Source organism: Collinsella sp. AM24-1, assembly GCF_003470325.1.
Lineage (GTDB): Bacteria > Actinomycetota > Coriobacteriia > Coriobacteriales > Coriobacteriaceae > Collinsella.
On the sequence record NZ_QRHM01000024.1, the window covers coordinates 23,960 to 30,631 of the forward strand.

General features: G+C 54.5%; 5 protein-coding genes. 3 read left to right on the forward strand and 2 right to left on the reverse strand.

Annotated elements, in window-relative coordinates:
• The first annotated feature begins 41 nt into the window (after positions 1-41).
• Positions 42-953 carry a CPBP family intramembrane glutamic endopeptidase gene (locus DW661_RS08540; RefSeq protein ID WP_158568434.1) on the forward strand — a complete coding sequence of 304 codons (912 nt, stop codon included), beginning with the start codon at positions 42-44 and terminating at the stop codon, positions 951-953.
• Here the strand turns inward: DW661_RS08540 and DW661_RS08545 are convergent.
• Positions 950-3,088 (reverse strand): YgiQ family radical SAM protein, encoded by a 2,139-nt coding sequence (locus DW661_RS08545; protein WP_233541085.1) that lies wholly within the window; start codon positions 3,086-3,088, stop codon positions 950-952. The genes DW661_RS08540 and DW661_RS08545 overlap by 4 nt on opposite strands.
• Positions 3,089-3,341: 253 nt before the next feature.
• On the opposite strand from DW661_RS08545, the gene DW661_RS08550 reads away from it, so the two are divergent.
• The gene (locus DW661_RS08550; protein ID WP_118935354.1) at positions 3,342-4,061 is read left to right on the forward strand and encodes a YoaK family protein; all 720 of its coding nucleotides are present in this window, start codon (positions 3,342-3,344) and stop codon (positions 4,059-4,061) included.
• A 110-nt stretch (positions 4,062-4,171) separates the two neighbouring features.
• Positions 4,172-5,776: an ATP-binding cassette domain-containing protein gene (locus DW661_RS08555; RefSeq protein WP_118935355.1), complete on the forward strand. Its 1,605-nt coding sequence runs from the start codon at positions 4,172-4,174 to the stop codon at positions 5,774-5,776.
• Positions 5,777-5,810: 34 nt separating this feature from the next.
• Here the strand turns inward: DW661_RS08555 and DW661_RS08560 are convergent, their stop codons facing one another.
• Positions 5,811-6,350, reverse strand: coding sequence for a hypothetical protein (locus DW661_RS08560; RefSeq protein ID WP_147356448.1), 540 nt, complete (start codon positions 6,348-6,350; stop codon positions 5,811-5,813).
• Positions 6,351-6,672: the final 322 nt, after the last annotated feature.

The following is a 6,672-nucleotide window of genomic DNA, read 5'->3' on the forward strand; positions in this document are numbered from 1 at the left end:
GAGTTGTGGTAGAACTAGGGAACGGTTTTGAGGAGGTTGGCATGCTCAATGCGATGATTTGGGCGCTTGCCTGTTTTGGCGTCGTCGCTGCCGATATAGCCCTGAGCGTCGTTTTGTTCTCCGCCCTTGGCGTCGCATCGGTGTTCATGGGTTTTTCAATCGATGACCTCGACATTCAATTGCTTCAGGCCGTCGCGCAGACGGTATCGTTTTTGATGGCGCTGCTGTGGTGGCGTTATCTGTGGCCGCGCTCGTTTATGGTGCGCTGGCAGGGCGAGCGCCCGCTTGGCGGGGGAGCAGGCAAAGCATGGAGGCGCATCGCCTGCGTTATCGTGATCGGCCTTGCCCTGCAGGTGGTCGTTGGCTACGTGACCGACGCCGTGCTGTCGCTGTTGCCCGAGGCGGCGGCCGATTACAGCGAGCTTGTCGAGGAGACGGGCATGGGCGACACGAGCTATCTGGCCGTCCTGACCACGGTGCTCGGCGCTCCGTTTTGCGAGGAACTGCTGGTGCGCGGTATCATTTTTGAGTTTTCGCTCCGAGCGTTTAACCCGCAGTGCCGTCCGCTCTGGAAACGCCGGCGCCGCGCGAACGTGCAAGACGGCGCCATGGTGCCCTGGGCGGCCCCGAGTACCTGGGGCATCGCCGCGGCGATTGTGCTGCAGGCGGCAATCTTCGGCTTTATGCATATGAACTGGGTGCAGGGCTGCTACGCCGGCGCCGCCGGTCTGGTCTTTGGCTGGGTGCTCGTGACCACCGGAAAGCTCCGTTACACGATCCTGCTGCACTTTGCCTTTAATGCCGGGTCGTATCTCATGGGCCTGCTGTGGTTTGTGAACACGCCGCTCGACGTGATAATCACGGTCGCGATCGCCGGCGTGATCCTGGTGGAGGCAATGCGCTCGCTGCGCCAAGCGTGTGGGATGGACGCAGCGAGTGCACCACTTCGCTAGTTGCGGCGACCGCCTCCGTTGGCACCCTGACGCCCCTGAGCTGCGCGGTTGCGGCCTGCGGTGTTCTGCGCGCGCGACATGCCGCCGTGACCCTTGCTGCCCTTAGGCCCCTTGCCAGCGCCGGCGTCACCGTGCGGCTTGCCGCCCTTCTTGCCGGTGCCATGCCCACCGCCAGCAGACGTCTCGCCCGGGCGCGGCGGTACGGGACGGATCAGGCAATGCTTGGTGTAGCCGATCAGGTCACGACGCCCGGCTTTTTCCAGCGCCTCGCGCACGAGCTTGTAGTTCTCGGGCTTGCGATACTGGATGAGCGCGCGCTGCATGGCCTTCTCGTGCGGGTCGCGCGCTACATAGATCGGCTTCATGGTGCGCGGGTCCACGCCGGTGTAGTACATGCAGGTCGACATGGTGGACGGGGTGGGGTAGAAGTCCTGCACCTGCTCGGGCATGTAGCCCATGTCGCGCACGGCTTCGGCAAGGTCCACGGCTTCCTTCATCGTCGAGCCGGGGTGGCTCGAGATCAGATACGGCACTACGTACTGCTTGAGTCCGTATTCGCGGTTCAAGCGCTCAAATTTGCGACAGAACGCATCGTAGACGGCGCGGCTCGGCTTGCCCATCACGGAGAGCACCGCGTCGCTCACATGCTCGGGCGCCACGCGTAGCTGGCCCGAGACATGGTGCTCCAGCAGCTCGCGCAAAAACTCGTCCGAGGCATCGGCCATGGTGTAGTCAAAACGGATGCCGCTGCGGACGAAGACCTTCTTGACGCCCGGCAGCTGGCGCAGGTCGCGCAGCAGCTGCGTGTAGCCGCTCTCGTCGACCACCATGTTCTTGCACACGCTCGGCCATAGGCAGCGCTTGTTCTTGCACACGCCATGTTTGAGCTGCTTGTCGCAGGCCGGGCGGCTAAAGTTGGCCGTCGGTCCGCCCACATCGTTGATGTAGCCCTTAAACTCGGGGTCGTGTGTGAGCAGCTCGGCCTCGCGCATGATCGAGTCGTGGCTGCGCATCTGCAGCACGCGGCCCTGGTGGAAGGTCAGCGCGCAAAACGAGCACTCACCAAAGCACCCGCGGTTGGAGCTGATTGAAAACTTGATCTCGGCAAAAGCTGGCACGCCGCCCGCTGCGTCGTAATCGGGATGCCAATCGCGTGCGTAGGGGAGTTCGGCCACCTCGTCCATCTCGTCGGTGGTGAGCGTGGCCGACGGTGGGTTCTGCACCACATAGACGCTGTTGGGGTAGGGCTCTACCAGACGATGCCCGGTGATGGGGTCCATATTTTGCTGCTGCACGTTAAAGCTGCGGGCGTAGTTGAGCTTGTCAGCGGCAAGGTCGTCCCAGCTGGGCAGCAGGTCGTAGTCGTAGACCTCGTCGAGCGAACCCGTGCGGTAAACGGTGCCGTTGATATAGGTGATCTGATCGACGGGCAGCCCCGCGTCGAGCGCGTCGGCGATCTCGACAATCGCGTGCTCGCCCATGCCGTAGATGAGGATGTCGGCGCCCGAGTCGAGCAGCACCGAGCGCTTGAGCTTGTCCTGCCAGTAGTCGTAGTGGGCCAGGCGGCGCAGGCTCGCCTCGATGCCACCGATGATGATGGGGGCGTCCTTGAACGTCTGACGGATGAGATTGCCGTAGACCGTGACGGCACGGTTGGGGCGGTGACCTTCCTCGCCGCCGGGGGTATAGGCGTCGGTGTGGCGGCGGTGCTTGGTCACCGAATAGTGGTTGACCATGGAGTCCATGTTGCCGGCACTGACCAAAAAGCCCAGGCGCGGCTCACCGAGCACGGTGATGCTGGCGGGATCGGTCCAGTCGGGTTGGCAGATGATGCCCACTTTGTAGCCGTGCGCGTCGAGTACGCGGCTGATGATGGCCATACCAAAGCTAGGGTGGTCCACGTAGGCGTCGCCGCAGATGTAGACGAAGTCACACTGGTCCCAACCGCGCGCGTCCATATCGGCGCGGCTGACGGGGAGGAACTTATCGCGGCCCGGGCGCCAGGGACGGGCGGGCGCTGCCGGGGTATGAGCGGCGTGGCCGCCCTGGGCCTTGCCGCCGCGCTTTTGCTGCTGGCCCTGTTTGCCCTGCTGACTGCGCTGGTTATTCTGAGCGTGCTGAGGCTTTTTTGCCACGATCCCTCCCGGTGTTTGTATGCTGCACGTAATTGTAACCAGTCTTTTTGGGACGGGGCTAAAAAGACTGGTGGAGTACATGGGCTGGCGGATCGGCGTGTCGATGCGGATGCCGTTTGTTTCCAGACTGTGTATCCCCGTGTCGAAGGGGCCGTCTCGCGCGCACGCCATGTTGTCAATGGGTTACAGTATGAACGGCGGCTATGTTTCCGCCAACGCACGAGAGAGTCGTCAACAAGGAGGATGCACGACGATGCAGCGTGCCAAGCAGATATCGGAGTCCATCGAGCTGGGCATCATTCTGGCGCTCGCCGGTGGTTTTATGGATGTGTATTCGTACATTGGGCGCGACCATGTTTTCGCCAACGCGCAGACGGGCAACATCCTGCTGGTGGGCGTGAGCATCTCGGAGGGCAATTGGGCACTTGCGGGGCGTTACTTCTTCCCTGTGGTTTCGTTTGCTGTGGGCATTATGCTTGCCGACCTGGTACACGAGCGTTTTGGCAGCGTGATCCACTGGCGTCAGGTGACGGTGTTCTTTGAAGCCGTCATCTTGCTGGGCGTGAGCTTTATCCCCGGTGGCGGTTACAACCTGCTCGCCAACTGCCTTACTTCGTTTGCCTGCGGTATGCAGGTCGAGAGCTTCCGCAAGATTCATGGACACGGCATCGCCACGACCATGTGTATCGGCAACCTCCGTAATGCCTTGCAAAACGTGGACGATTACATCATTACCCACAAGCGCGGCTTTTTGGAAAACGGCCTGCTGTACTTTGGTGTGATCTTTACCTTTGTGTTTGGTGCCGTGCTGGGCAATTGGTGCATTGAGCGCATGGGTCTGCGCGCCATTGCGGTGGCGAGCGTGCTGCTGTTTATCGCGTTTGCCATCATGTTTATCGATCGCGAACGCGACTTGCACAGGAAATGGGCCCGCATCATAGCTGACTGGCAGACCACGAGTCTTAAGCGCTAAAGGGCATGTTTGTAATGACAAGATTTGACGTCAGCAAAGCGTGCTGCTTGAGGCTATAGAATAAAAATGCCATCTTTCTAGCTATAATTATTAGTTGAGGGGATGGACATATGCCAGAGCTTTTTATTCAAAATAAGACGACAGTAATCAAGTTGATGGTGCTCTGCATTTTATCTGCCCTGGTAGAGCTGTTTGTTGTTAAAGCTGAATCGTTGATTATAGACTATGGCCTGCTTCGCTCTAATTATCGTAACGTTTTATACATTGGGTTAGGCCTGCTAGTATTGCTCTCAGTTGAGCTGGTGACAAACCTGTTCAGATCAAAATATGCGGAGCAATTGGCTTCCGATGGCGCTAACTGCTTCTATAGATTGCTTGCCCGCCGTGCTTTAGAGCGGCCCTTAGTTTTAGCAAAAGACAGTGACTACCTGTTATCGCGCATTGAAGAGGCTGGGAACCTACAGCCGATGATTGGAATATTTACAACTGCGTTTCTTCCGTGCGTAGTGACGGGTTTGGCATCGTTTGTGGCGCTATCTAATATCTCTTTGTTGCTTTTGATCCCTGTTTGTGTTTCGGCATTGTTTATTTCGCTTCTATATCCGTTCGCTCTTAGTAAGCTATCGACTAAGAGCGAAAAGGCATTGGAGGCCCAGGCGAGGGGTTCTGCTTATTTAGCCCAACTAATAAATTGTCGACTTTACATTCGAATTTCTCGTTCAATTAACTTGGAATTACTTCGCTATAAAAAGATGCTTAAAGCCTGCAGGAACTCTCGAGTTGAGGAGAGTGTCTTTGCGAGATTGGCAACTGAAATAGTTAACGCTGGCAACATCATTACTGGCTTGCTTTCAGTTCTGCTGCTTATTTTCCTTGTGTTAAAGCGCGGGCTGACGGTCGGGATTGCGGTGCAGAGTTATCAACTTGTGCTTCTATGCTATTCTCCTTTTCCTCTTGTTCTGAATTGTTGGGCACAGCTTCAGCCGTCGTTTAGGTCGTTGCGCCGTGTCTTGGAATTACGTCGTCTTTTGGAAGCTGGAAAACCTAATTTGATATGCTTCGATCACGCTGATCGAATTAGTTGGAAAGGAATCAGTCTCTCGTTTTCGTCGAGCGAAACTAATGAGAGGATAACAATTCCAGATTGCACGATACAGGCACCTTGTCTGGTTTTAGTAAGCGGCCCTAATGCATGTGGCAAGTCTTCATTTCTGGAAGTATTGAATGGATTATTGTCGCCAGTTGCTGGCAGACTGTGTGTTAATGAGTCTACTGTCATTTTCGATGGCTTGACTTTAATCCAGCTACCCTGCGCAACTATGCCGCAAAGACATTTGATAATGGGGGGAACTTTCAGGAAGGCTCTTTACTATGGTCTTGTAGATATTGACTCTGAAAAACTCATCTATCTTTTGAAGGGTTTTAGCCTCGATAAATTATTTGAAGCCAATCCCATCATTGGAACTAGGGGACACAATTTGTCTGGCGGAGAACTGGCTTCTCTATTACTTTGTAGGGCCTTTCTGAGCAGCTATTCTATTATTATTTTGGATGAGCCTTGCAACAATTTAGATAATGCTTCGATATCCTTTTTGAAGGCGGTGGTTGCACAGGAGATGAAAGAGCGAATCGTCATCATTGCGGATCATGGACATGGTTTTGAACAATTTGCAGACTATGTAATACAGTTTCAGGAGCCAGAAAAAACTATCTAGCTCCTGAACGTTGCTACCAACTGCTATTTGCGAGTTATTCGAGATGCTCTTCAATGCGAGCTCTAAGAAGGGCAATGGCTGTGGGTATGCCAATTGCGGCAGCTAATTCGGCTTTATCAAAAACCTGTATGCTAAAGCACGATTGTTTATCACATTGAAGAACGGTAACTGAAGATACCCTCACTTCCCGTTGGCTGAATATATCGTAATCTCCAAAAAGGAAGTTACCTTTTATTGAGTAATTCGGTATGTTCGTTATGCACTTCATCTCAAGTCTGTTTAGGCCATAATCGAGCACCGCAACTTCCTTATGTTCGATGACGAGCGCAACCCTGGGCATGTTACTAAAGCCACCGTCGACGACAGTAAAGAGCTTTTCATTTGTATCGTCATAAACGGTGTATTTAAGACTCAATAGCTGTCCTAGTGGACCCGTGAACCCATGTCTTTTGATGTTGAGGTTGTCTCCCACTGGGTTGGTGAGAGCTAGAGCATGCGGATAAGGGTTACCTTCAATTGAGATTCGATATTCGTTCGTAGCTGTCTTGCTCGATTTAGGACCAGTAGCCACCACGCGTCATCGCCTCAATCGCATTGGAACCGACTTCTGCTTCGTGCGGAGAATTACGCAGTACGTTGCAGTACATGCAGCTGCAATAACCGCATGGGCAATTTCTAATAAAATGAATGACGCTATTTACTGCATGCATGTTAAATGGTCGAATACTTCTCATGATTTGCCTCCCATTGTTCGATTGTTTCTGACTGTTCTATTACCTTCTTCACCTCCTCAACACTGTTGAACCCTATGTTTTCAATCGACGAGTACTCAACGTAAACAGAAAACCTGCTTTCAAGCCTTGATTCTCATCTTCATTGCAACAGCCTCAGGACTC

What these genes read in the sequence shown, in the direction of transcription:
- DW661_RS08540 (WP_158568434.1), top strand. Translation starts at nt 42, where the DNA reads ATGCTCAATGCGATGATTTGGGCGCTTGCCTGTTTTGGCGTCGTCGCT.
- DW661_RS08550 (WP_118935354.1), top strand. Translation starts at nt 3,342, where the DNA reads ATGCAGCGTGCCAAGCAGATATCGGAGTCCATCGAGCTGGGCATCATT.
- DW661_RS08555 (WP_118935355.1), top strand. Translation starts at nt 4,172, where the DNA reads ATGCCAGAGCTTTTTATTCAAAATAAGACGACAGTAATCAAGTTGATG.